Annotated in this window: 16 protein-coding genes; 13 read left to right on the top strand and 3 right to left on the bottom strand. The window is 69.4% G+C overall.

The genetic code is table 11. The features are described 5' to 3' along the window. Positions 1–14: 14 nt before the first annotated feature. Positions 15–527, bottom strand: a complete 513-nt coding sequence (locus MVF96_RS19645; RefSeq protein WP_058249886.1) for an inorganic diphosphatase — start codon at positions 525–527, stop codon at positions 15–17. A 164-nt stretch (positions 528–691) separates the two neighbouring features. Here MVF96_RS19645 and dacB point away from each other — a divergent pair, with 164 nt between their 5' ends. Genes dacB through tilS form a run of 3 tightly spaced genes read left to right on the top strand, consistent with a single transcriptional unit; the run spans position 692 to position 4151 of the window. Beyond that, a complete protein-coding gene (gene dacB / locus MVF96_RS19640) occupies positions 692–2095 on the top strand; it encodes a D-alanyl-D-alanine carboxypeptidase/D-alanyl-D-alanine endopeptidase (RefSeq protein ID WP_247450129.1) in 1404 nt (467 codons plus the stop codon). Further along, on the top strand, positions 2092–3222 hold the full coding sequence (locus MVF96_RS19635) for a zinc-dependent metalloprotease (protein WP_247450128.1): 1131 nt from the start codon (positions 2092–2094) through the stop codon (positions 3220–3222). The genes dacB and MVF96_RS19635 overlap by 4 nt, the downstream gene beginning before the upstream one ends. Beyond that, positions 3219–4151 carry a tRNA lysidine(34) synthetase TilS gene (tilS, locus tag MVF96_RS19630; protein WP_418930403.1) on the top strand — a complete coding sequence of 311 codons (933 nt, stop codon included), beginning with the start codon at positions 3219–3221 and terminating at the stop codon, positions 4149–4151. Before MVF96_RS19635 ends, tilS begins: the two co-directional genes overlap by 4 nt. A gap of 27 nt (positions 4152–4178) precedes the next feature. Here the strand turns inward: tilS and MVF96_RS19625 are convergent, their stop codons facing one another. Continuing rightward, positions 4179–4886 carry a DUF8020 domain-containing protein gene (locus MVF96_RS19625; RefSeq protein WP_247450125.1) on the bottom strand — a complete coding sequence of 236 codons (708 nt, stop codon included), beginning with the start codon at positions 4884–4886 and terminating at the stop codon, positions 4179–4181. Positions 4887–5219: 333 nt separating this feature from the next. On the opposite strand from MVF96_RS19625, the gene hpt reads away from it, so the two are divergent. The 9 genes from hpt (at position 5220) to MVF96_RS19580 (ending at position 13635) form a co-directional block, all read left to right on the top strand. After that, entirely contained in the window at positions 5220–5783 is a 564-nt protein-coding gene (gene hpt, locus MVF96_RS19620) for a hypoxanthine phosphoribosyltransferase (RefSeq protein WP_068971960.1), read from the top strand. A gap of 171 nt (positions 5784–5954) precedes the next feature. Continuing rightward, positions 5955–8342: an ATP-dependent zinc metalloprotease FtsH gene (gene ftsH, locus MVF96_RS19615; RefSeq protein ID WP_065629596.1), complete on the top strand. Its 2388-nt coding sequence runs from the start codon at positions 5955–5957 to the stop codon at positions 8340–8342. Positions 8343–8351: 9 nt separating this feature from the next. Then, the gene (folE, locus tag MVF96_RS19610) at positions 8352–8963 is read left to right on the top strand and encodes a GTP cyclohydrolase I FolE (RefSeq protein ID WP_137809947.1); all 612 of its coding nucleotides are present in this window, start codon (positions 8352–8354) and stop codon (positions 8961–8963) included. A gap of 50 nt (positions 8964–9013) precedes the next feature. Further along, on the top strand, positions 9014–9868 hold the full coding sequence (gene folP, locus MVF96_RS19605) for a dihydropteroate synthase (protein ID WP_247452143.1): 855 nt from the start codon (positions 9014–9016) through the stop codon (positions 9866–9868). Beyond that, positions 9861–10232 carry a dihydroneopterin aldolase gene (gene folB / locus MVF96_RS19600; RefSeq protein WP_205333815.1) on the top strand — a complete coding sequence of 124 codons (372 nt, stop codon included), beginning with the start codon at positions 9861–9863 and terminating at the stop codon, positions 10230–10232. Before folP ends, folB begins: the two co-directional genes overlap by 8 nt. Further along, positions 10229–10747, top strand: a complete 519-nt coding sequence (folK, locus tag MVF96_RS19595) for a 2-amino-4-hydroxy-6-hydroxymethyldihydropteridine diphosphokinase (protein ID WP_247450124.1) — start codon at positions 10229–10231, stop codon at positions 10745–10747. Before folB ends, folK begins: the two co-directional genes overlap by 4 nt. After that, positions 10744–11259 carry a DUF3180 domain-containing protein gene (locus MVF96_RS19590; RefSeq protein WP_247450123.1) on the top strand — a complete coding sequence of 172 codons (516 nt, stop codon included), beginning with the start codon at positions 10744–10746 and terminating at the stop codon, positions 11257–11259. The genes folK and MVF96_RS19590 overlap by 4 nt, the downstream gene beginning before the upstream one ends. Positions 11260–11374: 115 nt before the next feature. After that, a complete protein-coding gene (locus tag MVF96_RS19585) occupies positions 11375–12718 on the top strand; it encodes a DUF6779 domain-containing protein (protein ID WP_247450122.1) in 1344 nt (447 codons plus the stop codon). A 131-nt stretch (positions 12719–12849) separates the two neighbouring features. Further along, the gene (locus MVF96_RS19580) at positions 12850–13635 is read left to right on the top strand and encodes a hypothetical protein (protein ID WP_247450121.1); all 786 of its coding nucleotides are present in this window, start codon (positions 12850–12852) and stop codon (positions 13633–13635) included. A gap of 26 nt (positions 13636–13661) precedes the next feature. Here the strand turns inward: MVF96_RS19580 and MVF96_RS19575 are convergent, their stop codons facing one another. Continuing rightward, positions 13662–15074, bottom strand: coding sequence for a serine/threonine-protein kinase (locus tag MVF96_RS19575; protein ID WP_068971966.1), 1413 nt, complete (start codon positions 15072–15074; stop codon positions 13662–13664). 312 nt (positions 15075–15386) lie between these two features. Here MVF96_RS19575 and MVF96_RS19570 point away from each other — a divergent pair, with 312 nt between their 5' ends. Continuing rightward, on the top strand, positions 15387–16421 hold the full coding sequence (locus tag MVF96_RS19570; protein WP_068971967.1) for a Rossmann-like and DUF2520 domain-containing protein: 1035 nt from the start codon (positions 15387–15389) through the stop codon (positions 16419–16421). The last annotated feature ends 8 nt before the right edge of the window (positions 16422–16429 follow it).

The raw sequence follows: 16429 nt of genomic DNA, 5'->3' as shown, positions 1-16429 counted from the left end.
GTGTGCGGGAGAGATCAGCCGCGCGAGGGCTCGTTGGCCGCGTCGGGGTGCGCGGCGAGGCGATCGATGGCCTCCTGTGCGATCTTCTCGGCCTGGTCGCGGCCGACCCATCCGCCCGGGTCGACCTCCTTGCCCGGCTCGAGGTCCTTGTAGTGCTCGAAGAAGTGGGCGATGGGTCCCAGCTCGTATTCGGACACGTCGGAGATGTCCTTGATGTGGTCCCAGCGCACGTCCTTGGCGGGGACGCAGAGGAGCTTGTCGTCGCCACCGGCCTCGTCGGTCATGGTGTACATGCCGACGACCCGTGCCCGCACGATGATGCCCGGGAACACCGACTCGGGGAGCAGGACCATCGCGTCGAGCGGGTCGCCGTCCTCACCGAGGGTGCCGTCGATGTAGCCGTAGTCGGCCGGGTAGCCCATCGAGGTGTACAGGTAGCGGTCGAGGTAGACCTTGCCCGTCTCGTGGTCGACCTCGTACTTGTTGCGGCCACCTTTGGGGATCTCGATGGTCACATCGAATTCCACAGTTCCTCCTGGCAGTCTTGATCGGGGATGCCGCGTCGGGCCGAAACGCCCGCACGCTGCCCCAACGATACTGTTGGTCCGGCGACCTCGATGTTCGTACCCCTCGTTGTGCGTATGTCCGGGCCGTTCCATCGACCGTCAACCGCGAGAGACCCGGAGGCTTTGTGGGCGCATCCACCCGAAACGGCGGTCGTTCCGGTCGGAGACTTCTGTGGTGGACGATCACCGCGGTGGTGATCCTGGCCCTCGTCGCGACGGCCTCGGTGGTCATCGCGCTCCGGCTCGACCGGGAACCCGAACTGCCGCCGGGGGTTCCCCCGCAGCCCGCCGCGATCGCCGTCGACCCCCGGATCGACCCGGTGGTCGCCTCCGCGCCGGAGCCCACGCCGAGCGGTGTGTCGCGGGCCATCGCGCCGGCACTGCGGAATCCGGCGCTCGGCGAACTCACCGGCATGATCAGCGACTCGCTGACCGGCGCGGTCCTGTGGACCAGCAACCCCGAGCGTCCGCGGATCCCCGCGTCGAACGCCAAGGTCCTCTCGGCCGCGGCCGTCCTCGAAGCCGTGCCGCACGATCAGCGACTGACCACGACGGTGGTGGCCGGCAGCAACGGGCAGATCATCCTCCGAGGGGCGGGTGACCCGACCCTGTCCGCACAGCCCGCCGGCACCGACACCTTCTACACCGACCCCGGTCGCATCGCCGACCTCGCGCGGCAGATCGAGGACACCGAGATCCCGGTGACGTCGGTGGCCGTCGACCTGAGCGCGTTCTCGGGTCCGACGATGGACACCACCTGGGACCGCCGGGACATCCAGGGTGGCGACATCGCGCCGATCGAATCGCTGATGGTCGACGGCGCCCGGCTCGAACCGCTCGACGAGTACTCGCCGCGCACCGCGGAACCGGGCATCATGGCCGGCGAGGCGCTGGCCGCGGCTCTCGGCGTGGAGGGTCCCGTCACGGAGGTGACCGGTTCCGGCGCAGCCGCATCGGGGAACGACCGCGTCATCGCGAAGGTCCAGTCGGCGCCGCTGGTCACCCGGGTCAACGACATGCTGCGCTACAGCGACAACGTGCTCGCCGAGACCCTGGCCATCGAACTGTCGGTGCACCGGGGCGGGCCGCCCACGCACGCCGGCGGCGTGGAGGCGATCGAACAAGTCCTGTCGTCGATGTTCCCGGACCAGTGGGCGGGCACCACCCTGCACGATGCGTCGGGGATCTCCTACGCCAACCGCACCACGCCGGAACTGCTCGACGCCGTGATGACGGCCGCCAGCGGGCCCAGCCGGCCGGCGCTGCGCCCGATGCTCGACGGGCTGCCGATCGCCGGTGGCACCGGTACGCTCGCGGACCGGTTCGACGCCCCGGGCAACCCGGGCGCGGGCTGGGCACGCGCCAAGACCGGAACACTCACCGGGGTCAGTTCGTTGACCGGCATAGTGCAGACAGTCGACGGCCGTGTGCTGTCGTTCGCCCTGATGTCCGGCGGCACCTCGCCGGCGGACGCGCGACCCGCCCTCGACGCCGTGGTGGGCCAACTGAGAGAGTGCGGGTGCCGATGACCACGTCAGGAATCGCCGGATCGGACGTCGCCGACGCCGGGATCACCGGAACCGGGACCACCGAGGTCGCCGAGACCGCCGACCGTCAACCGGGCATCGGGTCGCAGATCGACTGGTCGCTCGCGGCGTCGACCGCGAAACGTCTCGCCCGTCCCGGTCCCAAGACCACGGCCTACACCTACGAGGCGGCCCGTACGGAACTGGCCGACGCCGCGACCCGGGCCGAAGCCCCGGTCCGTGAGGTCACCGGGCTCGCCGACGGCCTGCGCGTACCGACCACCCGGGTCCTCGACCGGGCCGGGTGGATCGACGCCGCGTCCCGGTCGATGCGCTCGATGCTCGGCTCCGACGAGTCGATCGATGCGGGATCGCCCGGACTCGGGGCCCGATTCGGCGGCCTCCAGGCCGGCGGATTGCTCGCCTTCCTCTCCACCGCGATCCTCGGCCAGTACGACCCGTTCACCCCCGACCCGGAGACCGGCGAACCGGGTGTGCTGATGGTGGTGACGCCGAACATCATCAACGTCGAACGTCAGCTCAAGGTGATCCCGTCGGACTTCCGCCTGTGGGTGTGCCTACACGAGGTCACCCACCGGGTGCAGTTCTCGGCCAACCCGTGGCTGCGCGACTACATGCAGGACAACGTGGCCGTGCTGACCTCCGACGCCGGCGAGTCCACCACCGAGATCGTCACGCGAATGACAAAGGCGCTCAAGGGTTCCGACGGTCCGCGCGAAAAGGGTGTGATCGGGGCGATGCAACTGCTGCAGAGCCCGGAGCAGCACGCCGCCTTCCAACGCATGATGGTCCTGGGCACGCTGCTCGAGGGTCACGCCGACCATGTCATGGACGCCGTGGGACCGGCGCATGTGCCGTCGGTCGCGAGTATCCGCGCCGCCTTCGACAAACGACGCACCGCACCCCATAACCCGGTCCAGCGGCTCATCCGGGCGCTCATCGGGATGGACGCCAAGCTCGCGCAGTACATCCGCGGCAAGGCCTTCGTCGACGCGGTGGTCGAGGCCGTCGGGATGGAGCGGTTCAACGTCGTGTGGAGCTCGCCGGACACGATGCCGCTGCCGAGCGAGATCGACGACCCGCAGGCATGGATTCAGCGGGTCTTGTGAGACGGGCGGTCGCGGAGTTCGCGGCCGCTCATCTCTCCGGGCCACAGGTCTGTGTGGGCCTCTCCGGCGGACCGGACTCGCTCGCACTGACCGCAGCGGCCGTCGGCGCCGGTCTGGACGTCACCGCGCTGATCGTCGACCACGGACTGCAGCCGGACTCTGCTCGGGTCGCCGCGGCGGCGGGAGAGGTGGCGGGGAATCTGGGCGCCCGCGTCCGGGTGCTACCGGTGCGCGTCGGGCGGCGTGGCGGCCTCGAGGCCGGAGCCCGTGAGGCCAGGTATGCGGCGCTCGACGAGGCTCGCGCCGAGCGGCCCGTCCTGCTCGGCCACACCGCCGACGACCAGGCCGAGACCGTGCTGCTCGGGTTGGCCCGCGGGTCCGGGTCACGCTCGATCGCGGGCATGCGCGCGTGGAACGACCCCTGGGCCCGGCCGTTGCTCGGCGTCCGCCGGCGGCAGACGCTGGCGGCCTGCACCGAACTCGGTCTCGCGCCCCATCGCGATCCGCACAACGACGATCCGCGGTTCACCCGCGTCCGACTGCGAACCGAGGTGCTGCCGCTGCTCGAGGAGGTTCTGCACGGCGGGGTCATCGACGCGCTGGGTCGCACCGCCGAGGGCCTGCGGGCCGACAACGACGCGCTGGACGAGTGGGCGGCCGGTGTCCTCGCCGAGGCCGGGCGCGACGAGGGGCTGGCGATCGCGCCGCTGCTCGCCGTGCCGCTCGCGGTCCGGACGCGTGTCCTGCGTGCCTGGCTGCTCGGCGTCGGCGCCACCGAACCGACACACCGCGTCATCTCGGCCGTCGACGATCTGGTGGCCACCACCGGGAACGCGCGGTCGCAGGTGGCCATCGGCGGCGACCCCGAAGCACGACGCGTCGTCGTACGTGCCGGGGACACACTGACGGTCCGCCTCACCGCAAGGTGAGACGGACCGTCGTGGGGTTACGGGCGATCAGCGACGCGGCGGGGTGAACGGCGAGTTGATCGTCTGGAAGTAGTGAATGCCGGCACCGATGAGCGCGCCGCCGCCGACCAGGGAGAGTCCCGCGAGCCCGCCGATGGCCGCCGCCGGAGCGACTCCGACGAGACAACCCACGACTGGCGCGGCGAGCATAAAGACGAGGCATCCGAGCGCGCCGCCGACAATGGCACCGACGATTGTTCCGACCAATGTCCCGATCGAGGTTCCGGTGGCGAGTTGGGACCGGAATCGGTCGAGTGCCTGGTCGTCACGTTCCTGGCGCGTTTGCGGCGCCGCGACATTGTGTCGGGCCACCCCGCGTAATTGATCGACCGCGGTCGGATTGAGCGCCGTCGAACGCGCGACCTCACGGGAAGGAATGAGGGTCACCTTGTTTCCCGTGGTCCGAGTGTCGATCGGGAACTGCCGATACTCGCTGCGATACATGAGCGGCATGCGAAAGAGTTCCGCGCCGGCGGTGTCCCGGATCGTCAGATTTCCGTTCTCCGTGCTGACCGATGCGTTGTGCACCGTGAGAGTGAGGGCCGAGGCATTCCACGACGCGTCGTAGGTCGGAGCCGCGGCCCGCTGAGGTGCAGCTTCGGCGGTCGCGGCGAAGACGGTGACGACCGCGGTGACCAGGCAGAGAATTGCGCTGAAACGTATTTTGCGCAGGGGAGAACGCGAAGTGGGGAACACGAGCGCTCCTTCTTGTCCGCACGGGACAGGGCGTGAGAAGGGGAGGGGAATTCAGAGGTCTGTTGCTCAGCACTCTGTTTCCGAGAATGTCAGACGCTTGATCCACTTCGAAACGCAACCACTCGGAATGGTGCCGGTGTGATGAGTTGTTATGGGACCGTTATGCACATAGCAATTCCGCGAAATGTCGGTGTGAAAGGTCAACAATGATTTGAGCAGGCATTTCTCGATAAAACCGCAGGTCGATGCTCGATCATTTCTCCGACCGACGGTCGCGGCCCTCGTGCAACCCCCGTTCGCCGCGGTATCGGCAAAACATGACAAGCTGGGACCGTGCAGTTTGCCGATCCGTATGCCGCCGACATCGACGCTGTCCTGATCACCGAGGACGAGATCAAGCAGCGCACCGCCGAACTCGCCCAGTCCGTGGCGTCGCGCTATGCCGACATCGAGGAGGATCTGGTCCTCATCGGTGTCCTCAAGGGCGCGATCATGTTCATGACGGACTTCGCCCGGTCGCTGCCGATCCCGTCGCAGATGGAGTTCATGGCGGTCTCCAGTTACGGGTCGTCGACCTCGTCCTCGGGTGTGGTCCGCATCCTCAAGGACCTCGACCGCGACATCGAGGGACGCGACGTCCTGATCGTCGAGGACATCATCGACTCCGGTCTGACGCTGTCCTGGCTCATGAAGAATCTCGCCACACGGTCGCCACGCAGCCTGGAGGTGTGCGCTCTGTTGCGCAAGCCGGACGCCGTGCGTTCCACCATCCGGGTCGCCGACGTCGGGTTCGACATCCCCAACGAGTTCGTCGTCGGATACGGCCTCGACTACGCGGAGCGATACCGCGACCTTCCCTACATCGGACGACTGAAGCCGTCGGTGTACACGCACTGATCCATCGCCGGCGCATGACGCGGCGCCCGCGTGTCCGACCTGCGAGGGAACGGTTTCACCAGCGCGATCGTTGACCGGTAGCCTCAATGTGTACGTCGACGGGAAGGACATGGGAACGGCGTCGGCACCGGGACTCGATCCCGTGAGCCCGCACGACCCCCACCAACTGGCATGAACCGTAAGACAGTCTTCCGCAACCTCGCCATCCTGGCGCTCATCCTGCTCGCCCTGTGGGGCTGGAGCGTGATGAGCGACTCCGGTCGGGAGTACCGCGGCGTCGACACCTCTGTCGCACTGCAGCAACTCAACGACAAGAACACCAAGTTCATCAGCATCGACGACCGCGAGCAGCAGCTGCGCATCGAGCTGAACACCCCGATCAAGGTCAACGACGCCGACGCCGACAAGATCAGCGCCAAGTACCCGGCGCAGGCGGGGGACCAGGTCTTCGAGGCCGTCCAGGGCACCGGCGCCCCGTACACGACCAACGTCAACGAGCAGTCCGTCCTGTGGCAGATCCTCATCTTCGTGCTGCCGATGATCCTGCTGTTCGGTCTGTTCTTCTTCGTGATGAGCCGTATGCAGGGCGGTGGCCGCGGCGGCGTGATGGGCTTCGGCAAGTCGAAGGCCAAGCAGCTCACCAAAGACATGCCGAAGACGACCTTCGCCGACGTCGCGGGCGCCGACGAGGCCGTCGAAGAGCTCTACGAGATCAAGGACTTCCTACAGAACCCGACGCGGTACCAGGCGCTGGGCGCCAAGATCCCGCGCGGTGTGCTGCTCTTCGGCCCTCCCGGAACCGGCAAGACGCTGCTGGCCCGCGCGGTGGCCGGCGAGGCGGGCGTCCCGTTCTTCACGATCTCCGGTTCGGACTTCGTCGAGATGTTCGTCGGCGTCGGCGCGTCACGCGTGCGCGACCTGTTCGAGCAGGCCAAGAACAACAGTCCGTGCATCATCTTCGTCGACGAGATCGACGCCGTCGGCCGACAGCGCGGCGCGGGTCTCGGCGGTGGCCACGACGAGCGTGAGCAGACGCTCAACCAGCTCCTCGTCGAGATGGACGGTTTCGGCGACCGCTCGGGCATCATCCTGATCGCGGCCACCAACCGCCCCGACATCCTCGACCCGGCTCTGCTGCGCCCCGGACGTTTCGACCGGCAGATCCCGGTCGGCAACCCCGACATGGCGGGTCGCCGGGCCATCCTCAAGGTGCACGCCAAGGGCAAGCCGATCGACTCCGACGCCGATCTCGACGGTCTGGCCAAGCGCACGCCCGGCATGTCCGGAGCGGATCTGGCCAACGTCGTCAACGAGGCGGCGCTGCTCACCGCACGGGAGAACAAGCAGACGATCACCGCCGAGGCCCTCGAAGAGGCGGTCGACCGGGTCATCGGCGGTCCGCGCCGCAAGTCCCGGATCATCAGCGAACACGAGCGCAAGGTCGTCGCCTATCACGAGGGCGGCCATACCCTCGCCGCCTGGGCGATGCCCGACCTCGACCCGATCTACAAGGTCACCATCCTGGCGCGCGGGCGCACCGGCGGCCACGCGCTCGCCGTCCCCGAGCAGGACAAGGACCTGATGACCCGCTCGGAGATGATCGCGCGGCTGGTGATGGCGATGGGCGGCCGTGCCGCCGAGGAACTGGTCTTCCACGAGCCGACGACCGGTGCGTCGTCGGACATCGACCAGGCGACGAAGATCGCGCGTGCGATGGTCACCGAGTACGGCATGAGTTCGAAGTTGGGTGCGGTGCGCTACGGCCAGGACCAGGGCGATCCGTTCCTCGGCCGGTCCATGGGCTCGCACACCGACTACTCCGCGGAAATCGCGAGCGAGATCGACGACGAGGTGCGCCGGCTCATCGAGGCCGCGCACACCGAGGCGTGGGCCATCCTGACCGAGTACCGGGACACCCTGGACGTGCTCGCGACGCAGCTCCTCGAGAAGGAGACGCTGACCCGCAAGGACCTCGAGAAGATCTTCGCCGACGTCGACAAGCGTCCGCGGATCACCGCGTTCAACGACTTCGGCGAACGCACTCCGAGTGACAAACCGCCGGTGAAGACGCCGGGAGAGCTGGCGATCGAACGCGGTGAGCCGTGGCCGCCGCCGGAGCAGGCCAAGATCCCGGAGCCGGTCGGTGCCGGCTATCCCGGTGGGCCGCAGGTCCCCGGCCAGGTGCCGAACTACCCGCCGATGTATCCCGAGCCGGGTGGTCCGACACCCCCGACGCAGGGCAATCCGGAACCGCGGTACCCCGACCACGGATATCCGCCGGCCGATCCCGGCCCCCACTATCCGAATCCCCAGTATCCGAACCCCCAGTATCCGAACCCGAACTACCCCAACCCGCAGTACCCGGACCCGGGCAACGGCCGGACGGCACCCGGGTCGGGTGGGCCGTACGGGGGCGGCACGCGTCCGGATTACGGCGCGCCGCGCGATTGGTCCGCACCCGGTTGGCCGCCCGAGCCCGACCCGCGGTCGGGTCGCAACGGCGACACGAACGGCTGGGGCCATCGCGCCGGTGACGACGACTCGCGTCCGAGTTCGTAAAGTGGCCGGATGAGTATCAGCGAGCGGCGGGACGCCGTACTCGAGGGACCCCGGTCCGACTTCGACCAGGCACGCGCCGAAGCCGCGGTCCGCGAGTTGCTGCTCGCCGTCGGCGAGGACCCGGATCGGGAAGGTCTGATCCGGACGCCCACGCGGGTGGCGAACGCCTACCGGGAGATGTTCGCCGGCTTGTACACCGAGCCCGACGAGGTCCTCGCCACGACGTTCGACGAGGACCACGACGAGCTGGTGCTGGTGAAGGACATCCCGATGTACTCCACCTGCGAGCATCACCTGGTGTCGTTCCACGGCGTCGCCCACGTCGGCTACATCCCCGGGGCGTCGGGCCGGGTGACCGGGCTGTCCAAGTTGGCACGCCTGGTCGACCTGTACGCGAAGCGTCCGCAGGTCCAGGAGCGGCTCACCAGCCAGATCGCCGACGCGATGATGCGCAGACTCGAGCCCCGCGGGGTGATCGTGGTGATCGAGGCCGAGCACCTGTGCATGGCCATGCGCGGTATCCGCAAACCCGGCGCGACGACCACCACGTCGGCGGTGCGCGGCATCTTCAAGACCAGTGCGGTGTCCCGCGGCGAAGCCCTCGACCTGATCACCCGGTGACGCAGGCGCACGCAGTCCCCGCCGGCGGCGGTGTGCACCGGACTCTCGTGATGGGCGTCCTCAACGTCACCGCCGACTCCTTCTCCGACGGCGGCCGCTACCTCGACGCCGATGCGGCCATCGCGCATGGGCTCGAACTCATCGAGCAGGGTGCCGACCTCATCGACGTCGGTGGCGAATCGACCCGGCCCGGCGCGGTCCGGGTCGACCCCGGTCTCGAGGCGGAGCGCGTGGTCCCGGTGATCGGCGAACTCGCCGCGCGCGGGGTGACCGTGTCTGTCGACACGATGCGCGCCCCGGTCGCGGCCGCCGCGATCCGGGCCGGCGCCGCGATCGTCAACGACGTGTCCGGCGGGCGTGCCGACGCCGACATGGCGCGGGTCGTCGCGGACGCGGGATTGCCGTGGATCCTGATGCACTGGCGCCCGGCCGGGGACAGCACGGACCGGCGGTTCACGCACCGCAGTGGAGACGTCGACGGGTACCGGGACGTGGTCGCCGAGGTGAGTGGGGAACTGCTGGCCCAGGTCGACGCGGCGGTGTCGGCCGGCGTCGACGCCGACCGCCTCATCCTGGATCCGGGGCTGGGCTTCGCCAAGACCGCCGAGCACAACTGGGCCCTGCTCAACGCACTGCCCACCATCACCGGTCTCGGCTTCCCGGTGCTGGTCGGAGCCTCCCGCAAACGCTTCCTCGGGGCGCTGCTGCGTCGCGACGGTGCGGACCGGCCGCCCGCCGGACGCGATGTCGCCACCGCGTCGGTCTCGGCGCTGTCCGCCGCCGCGGGCGCATGGGGGGTGCGCGTCCACGACGTCGCGAGCAGTCGCGACGCGGTCGCGGTCGCGGCGGCCTGGCGCACCGGCGGTTCCCGAACCTCGTCCTCGGTAGGAGACACGAATGGCTGACCGGATCGAACTGCGCGGCCTCAAGGTCCGCGGCAATCACGGTGTGTTCGACCATGAACGGGCCGACGGCCAGGACTTCTACATCGACGTCGTGCTCTGGCTGGACCTACGGGCCGCCGGCGAGTCCGACGACCTCGCCGACACCGTCGACTACGGCGCGCTCGCGCAGCAGGTCGCCGGCATCGTCGGGGGCGAACCGCGCAACCTCATCGAGAAGGTGGGGGCCGAGGTCGCGGAGTCGATCATGACCGACGAGCGCATCGATGCCTGCGAGGTGACCGTGCACAAGCCGTCGGCGCCGATCCCACTGACCTTCGACGACGTCGCGGTGGTGACCAGACGTTCCCGCAAGGGGACGCGATGAGCCGCGCGGTGCTCTCGGCCGGTTCCAACATCGGTGACCCGACCGCGCACCTGCGTTCGGTCGTCGAGGCTTTCGCCGACGACCTGGTCGCGGTGTCCGCGGTCTATTCGACGCCGCCGTGGGGCGGGGTCGAGCAGGAGGACTTCCGCAACATCACGCTCGTCGTCGACGGCCCGCATGATGCGCGCGGGTGGCTCGAGCGCGGATTCGATCTCGAGCGGGCGGCCGATCGGACGCGCGAGATCCGCTGGGGGCCGCGAACTCTCGACGTCGACGTGATCACCGTGTCCGAGTCCGGCCAGGTCGTCGTGTCCGGGGACCCGGACCTGACACTGCCCCATCCCCGTGCCGCGCAACGGGCTTTCGTCCTCGTCCCGTGGCTCGAGATCGAACCCGATGCCATCCTCTGGACCCCGGACGGTACGCGCGCGGTGTCCGATCTCGTGGCCGGGCTCGACGCCGCAGAGCGGGACGCGGTGCGTCCGGTCGGCCGCCTGACCGGGGTCGAGTCGTGACCGCGCCGGATCCGCGCCGGCCGGATCAGGACGACGAGGAGACCGGTCTCGGTCCCACCCGGATCCGCGATCTCGCCGTCATCGCGGCGGTCACGGCGATCGTCGCGTGGATCCTGGTGCGGTACAACTACTCCGATTTCCCGCCGCTGCCGTTGCTCGCCGGTGTGGTGCTGTATGTGCTTGCCGCACTCGAGATCGTCATCGCCTTCGTCGTCCGTTCCCGGGTCGATTCGCGGGATGTCGGTCGCGCGCGGGGACAACTCCATCCACTCACGGCCGCGCGAGTGCTGGCCCTGGCCAAGGCTTCTGCGATCCTCGGCGCGATCGCCGTCGGGGTGTGGCTGGGTCTGCTGGCCTTCCTGCTCGGCCAACACGATCTGGCCGCTGCCGACCACGACCGGCCGGGCGCGATCGTCGGACTGATCGGCGGGGTGGTCCTCGTCGGTGCCGCGCTGTGGCTCGAGTACTGCTGCCGAGCACCCGACGATCCGTCCGCCGTCGGCGGTCCGTGAGGGTCGGGGCGAGTGTCGGTCGCCCCGCGCACTCGTCGCCTAACATGTCGACTATCGGAGAAACTCCGCACCCGCCTGCGGTCCGAATGCACTCACAGCGGGTAAATTCACGATCATGACGACCTCGAACGGCCGTGCCGCCGACTCGCGCCGCTCGAGTCGGTCGACGGCTCAGTGGTTGCTCGGCCTCTTGATCGTGCTCGCATTGATCGCCAGCATCCTGATGGTCTTCACCGACAGGCTGTCGATCACCGGCTCGCTGGCAGTCATCGCGGCGTTGTGGGCGGCCGTCATCGGCGCGATCCTGGTGACGAAGTTCCGTCGACAGGCCGAGAGCGCCGAGGCGAAGAGCCGTGACCTCCGGTTGGTCTACGAACTGCAGCTGGAACGCGAGATCGCCGCGCGTCGGCAGTACGAACTCGATGTCGAGACGACCATCCGCAAAGAGGTCACCGCCGAGTCGAACGAAGAACTCTCCGAGCTCAAGGCCCAGGTGCTGGCGTTGCGTTCCAGCCTGGAGATGCTCCTCGGTGAACCGCTGCCGGATCAGCGGGTCGCCCTGTCGAGTGAGAAGATGCGCGAACTGGCCTCGGGCCTGAACGACGAATCACGCGCGGGACGTCGATCCGGCGCACCCTACGGCGGTGGCTTCTCCGGTGATATCGGTGGCGTGTCCTCCTACGGCGCCACCTACGCCGACGACGGGGTGCTCGCCGCGCGCGACTTCGCGGCGACGGCTCCGACCGCGGACGACGGCAGGCATACGGGACCGGTCGATCCCAACGAGATGACCGAGGTGATCCCGGTCGTCACCGACGACCCGATCTCGGGCCGCATCGCCACCGAGGTATCGCCCGACGAGGCCGCGGCGACGAGCGCGCCGGCCGAACCCGATGCCGCGACGGGGACGTCCGATGCGGACGTCTCCGACGCCGAGATCGTCGACACCGATCACCCCGGCGGCACGGAAGCCACCGCCGGCGGCGAGACCTCGGGTGCGGACAGTGGTGCGTCAACCGGCGCCGGAGAGTCCGCGTCCGTGCCGTTCTCCGGGGGCTTCTACCTCGGAAGCGATGCCGACGCGTCGGATACCCGAGGCCCGGGATCGCAGTCGCCGGTCGCGGACGCGAATCAACCGCTCTACACCGACGACACCCCGACCGACGAATGGTCGACCCGGTCGGCGTCGGGCGAAGCACCCGAGAGCGATGAGACCCCGGACGGCGCGGATGCTTCCGACGACGTGGAGCCCCCGCCCTTCCTCGGGTCCGCTGGACGACACGAGAATCAGCCGGGCGGTCGGCCCACGCAGTCCTTCGGCGGTGGTCGTCGACGCCGAGCGGTCGCCGACGACGCGGAATCGGCACACTCGGCGGGGTTGCCCGTCTCCGAACTCCTGAGCCAGCTGCGGTCACAGACCGAGTCCACCGGCGGCGGACGGCGCCGACGGAACGGCTGATCGGCCGGGGGCCCGGCCGCTTGCAACACTGCCGGGTCGCGGTCCGATGCCCCTGTCATCCGTCCGAGTGCATCTGCGGCGTTGCCGCGGATTCGCCGATACGAGTTGGACGATCGCCCTAGTATTCCCGTATGAGCGAGACGCTCGCGGGTGGGGAGTTCGGTCTCGGGCCGGGGTCCGATCCGTCGATGGCCGCGATCCGCCATACCGAGCGCGGGAACGCGGTCAAGCAGTCGCTGGTGAGCACCGCGGTGTTCTTGCCGGTCATCGCGTGGTGGCCGACGGTGTTGTGGCTCTTCACCTTCGACCCGCTCGACGGCACCCCGTTCCCCGAGTACCACGCGAACCTCCAGGCCAACGGTCCCGAGGCGAGCCTGTTGCTCATCTGGTCGCTGACGGCTTTGATGCCGCTGTACATGGTTCTCGTGCTGGGGATCTGGGCTCGTAACCCGTTGCGGTCGGGGATCGCGGTGGTGATCGGCGCGGTCGGGGCACTCGGATTCTGGGGTGGTCAGGTCCCGGTCCTGGTGCGATCGGGAGACTACCCCGTTCTCACGTTCTGTTCGGAGCACATGCCCGCCTTCGTCACGATGCTGATCGTGGCGTGGTCGGTCGCGCGTCGTCGTGGATTCTGGTGGGTGCTGGCCATTCCGGTCATCATGCTGCTGGCGATCAACGCCTATGAGGGCTGGGCGTCGAACCCGGTCGACGCGATCGTCGACGGCACCGGGAGACTCCTCGACGTCCCGGCCTCGCAGGTACTGGACCCGTTCTCGCCGAGATTCCGTTCACCGTTCGACGACGTGGTCGACATCGTGGCGGGGATCCTGACCCTGTGGGTGGTCGACGCCGTGTTCGGCGCGTTGTCCAGGCAGGCGCGTGAGCCGCAGAAGTCCCGGCCAGGGAGCCGGCGCTGACGAAATCCGTTGCGACGACGTCGAAGTCAGAACTGCATCGCCACGGCGCGTCCGACGGTGAACGCGATGAACCCCAGGCTCAGCACGACGCCCAAGACGCACAGCATGCGGGCGAACCGCCCGGCCGAACCCGGCTGACCACGGCCGGCGAGATACCAGCCGGCCACGCCGACCGGCAGGCCCAGTCCGCCGACGACGCTCAACGGGATCGCCGCCACACCGCATGCGAGCGACGCGGTGGTCCGCCGGGTCGCACCCGGGCCGGGCCGAGGTGGGTCCAGCACCGGTAGATCGCGCGAGGCGCGGACCGTCGACGACCCGGGATCATGCTGGGGGACAGCGTGTCCGGGGAGTCCGGAGTATGCCGTCGCGCCCCGTGCGATGGTGGGCCGAGAGCCGTCGTCCCCCGGCCGGGTGGCACCGGCGACCGGGATCGCAGCAGTGGGTGCGAAGGCGGTCGGGGGCAGCGCCCGCGGTGCGGGTCGGGACATCGGTGGACCGGACATCGGTGCCGCCGCGGCGTGGCCGCGCACGGTGCGCTCCGGCCGCGGTGGCGCCGGGGCGAAGACCGTCGAGTCGATCGCCGAACGGAGCTCGGCGGCAAAGGCGCCCGCCGACGACGGACGGTCTGTCCGGTTCTTCGCGAGACCGGAGCGCACCACGTCGGACACCGCCCTCGGCACGTCGGGACGGAGGTCGGCCAGCTCCGGGGGCGGGGTGCTGAGGTGGTGGTGGATCATCATGGCGGGGGTCCGTGCGGTGAACGGCACTGTGCCCGCGATCAATTCGAAGAGGCTGCAGGCCAGTGAGTAGACGTCGCTGCGGGCATCGAGGGTCTCGGCCGAGAGCTGTTCGGGTGACGAATAGGGGAACGAGCCGATGACGAGATCCGTCGAGGTGAGCGAGGTGGCACCACCGTCGGTCGGGCGCGCTATCCCGAAGTCGGCCAGCCGGATACGCCGGCGCGTGACGTGCTGGGGGAGTCGCGGATCGGACTCCCCGGGGCTGATCAGAATGTTCGCCGGTTTGACGTCGCGGTGCAGCAGACCGGAGCGGTGCGCGTGATCGAGCGCCGCGCCGATCGCGTCGCCCACGGCCGCGACGTCGGCGAGCGGGAGCCCGCCGGGGCTGGTGGCGAGCAGTGCCGCGGCGTCCGTGCCGGGCACGTACTGCATCGAGATCCAGAGTCGTCCGTCCACTTCGCCCCGGTCGTAGACGCTGACGATGCACGGGTGGTCCAGCTGGGCGGCGAGGTCGGCCTCGCGGGTGAACCGGGCTCGGAAGATCGGATCGTTCGACACCTGCTCGGCGAGCACCTTGATCACGTCATGGCGCGGGAGCCGTGGATGGCGGACGAGGTACACCTCACCCATCCCGCCCGCACCGATCCTGCGCACGACCCGGTAACCGGCGAACTCTGTGCCCGGTTCCAAGCTCATGGGCGGGACCTTCGTGTGCGCGGGTGTGTCGAAGTCGTCCGGGCCGGCAATCCTGGGCGGACTGCGGCTGTCTCAGACTACGCCGCGTCGGCGCAGGTCACCGGCGGTTCGGTGGATCGGTCGGCACGACCGGCGGATCAACCGGACGCCCTCGAGGTGACACCTGTCACAGACGTTGGCACGGGCCGCGGTGTCGGACCTACTCTTGCTCTGCAACGTCTGGTACCCGTGCCGACGCCGCCGCGATGAGTCCGCTCATCCGACGGACGTCTCGGCAGATGCGGGACTGGAACGACACTCTGGAGGACAGCGGTGACCTCACCGAGCGGTGATGCCGGTATGCCATCGGCACGGCGAACCGGTGGCGACGACGCCTTCGTCGATGGCTCGCACCTCCGTTCCGGTCTCACCGACCCGTTTCCCGGCATGACGAATCTGCCGACGCCCGCTCGCCTCACCGTCGGCCTCGTGTCCGCCGGCCGCGTCGGGACCGCTCTGGGCGAGGCGCTCGAGAAGGCCGGGCATGTGGTCGGAGCCGTGGTGGCGCGGTCGCCCGAGTCCCGGGCCCGCGCGGTGAGTCGACTTCCCGATTCCGAGGTCCTCGACCTCGACGCGGTCGTCGCGCGATCCGAGTTGCTGCTGGTCAGCGTGCCCGACTCCGAGCTCGCCGCCGTGGTCGACGAGATCGCGGCGTCCGACTCGCTCCGTCCGGGGACGATCGTCGCGCACACCGCGGGCGCGCACGGGGTGGCCGTGCTGCAACCGCTGACCGACCGCGGTGCACTGGGGATCGCACTGCATCCGGCGATGACGTTCGTGGGTTCGGAGGACGACACCGCGCGCCTCACCAACGCCTGTTTCGCCATCACCGCCGCCGATGCGGTCGGCGAGGCCATCGCGTCGTCGCTGGTGCTGGAAATGGGCGGTGACCCGGTGCGGATCGCCGAAGCCGAGCGCACGCTCTACCACGCCGCACTGGCCCACGGCGCCAACCACCTGATCGCCTTGATCTCCGACGCGGTCCTCGCACTCAACGCCGCCATCGACCACTCCGGCCGCGACACCGCGACCGTCGACGGACACGGTAACCGCCTCGCCGAACGCATCCTCGGGCCGTTGGCCGCGGCGTCGCTGCGAAACGTGCTGGAACTCGGCCCGTCGGCGCTGACCGGGCCCGTCGCCCGCGGTGACGCGCCCGCGGTCGCCCGACACCTGGCGGCGCTGCGCACCGTCCCCGCCGGCCCGGGACCGCACGGCATCGCCGAGGCATATCGCACACTCGCCCGGCGCGCCGCGGACCACAGCCACGCACCGCAGGCGTTGATCGACGCATTGGAGGACCGATGACATCAAGC

Origin of the sequence: Gordonia hongkongensis (assembly GCF_023078355.1) — a bacterium.
Classification (GTDB): Bacteria; Actinomycetota; Actinomycetes; order Mycobacteriales; family Mycobacteriaceae; genus Gordonia; species Gordonia hongkongensis.
Note: the sequence above shows the minus strand (reverse complement) of the source record. Positions and strands in the feature narration are given on the sequence as shown.

Excerpts from the sequence above, each read along its gene's own strand:
- MVF96_RS19575 (WP_068971966.1), bottom strand. The coding sequence starts at position 15,074 with ATGAGCTTGGAACCGGGCACAGAGTTCGCCGGTTACCGGGTCGTGCGC.
- MVF96_RS19580 (WP_247450121.1), top strand. The coding sequence starts at position 12,850 with ATGAGCGAGACGCTCGCGGGTGGGGAGTTCGGTCTCGGGCCGGGGTCC.
- ftsH (WP_065629596.1), top strand. The coding sequence starts at position 5,955 with ATGAACCGTAAGACAGTCTTCCGCAACCTCGCCATCCTGGCGCTCATC.
- folK (WP_247450124.1), top strand. The coding sequence starts at position 10,229 with ATGAGCCGCGCGGTGCTCTCGGCCGGTTCCAACATCGGTGACCCGACC.
- folB (WP_205333815.1), top strand. The coding sequence starts at position 9,861 with ATGGCTGACCGGATCGAACTGCGCGGCCTCAAGGTCCGCGGCAATCAC.
- folP (WP_247452143.1), top strand. The coding sequence starts at position 9,014 with ATGGGCGTCCTCAACGTCACCGCCGACTCCTTCTCCGACGGCGGCCGC.
- MVF96_RS19585 (WP_247450122.1), top strand. The coding sequence starts at position 11,375 with ATGACGACCTCGAACGGCCGTGCCGCCGACTCGCGCCGCTCGAGTCGG.
- folE (WP_137809947.1), top strand. The coding sequence starts at position 8,352 with ATGAGTATCAGCGAGCGGCGGGACGCCGTACTCGAGGGACCCCGGTCC.
- MVF96_RS19635 (WP_247450128.1), top strand. The coding sequence starts at position 2,092 with ATGACCACGTCAGGAATCGCCGGATCGGACGTCGCCGACGCCGGGATC.